This window comes from Acidovorax sp. sic0104 (genome assembly GCF_019219095.1).
Lineage (GTDB): Bacteria > Pseudomonadota > Gammaproteobacteria > Burkholderiales > Burkholderiaceae_C > Acidovorax.
In genome coordinates this window covers 1-491 of sequence record NZ_JAHUWH010000054.1, presented here as the reverse complement: position 1 = coordinate 491, position 491 = coordinate 1, and the positions used below count along the sequence as shown (strand labels likewise).

The following is a 491-nucleotide window of genomic DNA, read 5'->3' as shown; positions in this document are numbered from 1 at the left end:
ATTGTGTTTGGGTTCAGCTAGGCAGAGCAATGAAAGAAATGATTGGGCTAATGTCCAACGCCAAATGGAAAAAGCTCTTTGCCCACCTGGCACAAGCAGGGGTGGCTAGCTTTTGCACATGGAAATTGCTGGAGTGGGAGCGTTCCAGAGATGGCTTTCTTCCCGCACTAGATTGCCTCACCGAGCTAGGTGTCGGTGATTGTGGTGCGGTTCAGGGCGGCCCATTTCAATACTCAGAGATTGAGTGGCTGCTCATCCCCGAAAAGACAACGAGGTGGCCCCAAGCGCAACCTCAGCATCGTTATGAGTCCCAAGATATAGGTAGAGTCCAGGCGGAAATTGATTCGCTGGGGCAGTACCCGTACCAGATCACCTCAGCAGGGCTAGTGGTAAGTGGGTATGCGTCTCAACAATTCTTTTAACGCCGACACGCTTCGTGGGCGGCAGTAACTCCAACTTTGAACGTCCGCTTCTCCTTGCTGCAACCGACC

1 protein-coding gene is annotated in these 491 nt (G+C 52.7%); it reads left to right on the top strand.

What is annotated here, in order from left to right; translation table 11 throughout:
• The coding region (locus KW835_RS26635) for a hypothetical protein (RefSeq protein ID WP_218387758.1) at positions 1-422 on the top strand (422 nt) is incomplete at its 5' end.
• Between the last annotated feature and the right edge of the window lie 69 nt (positions 423-491).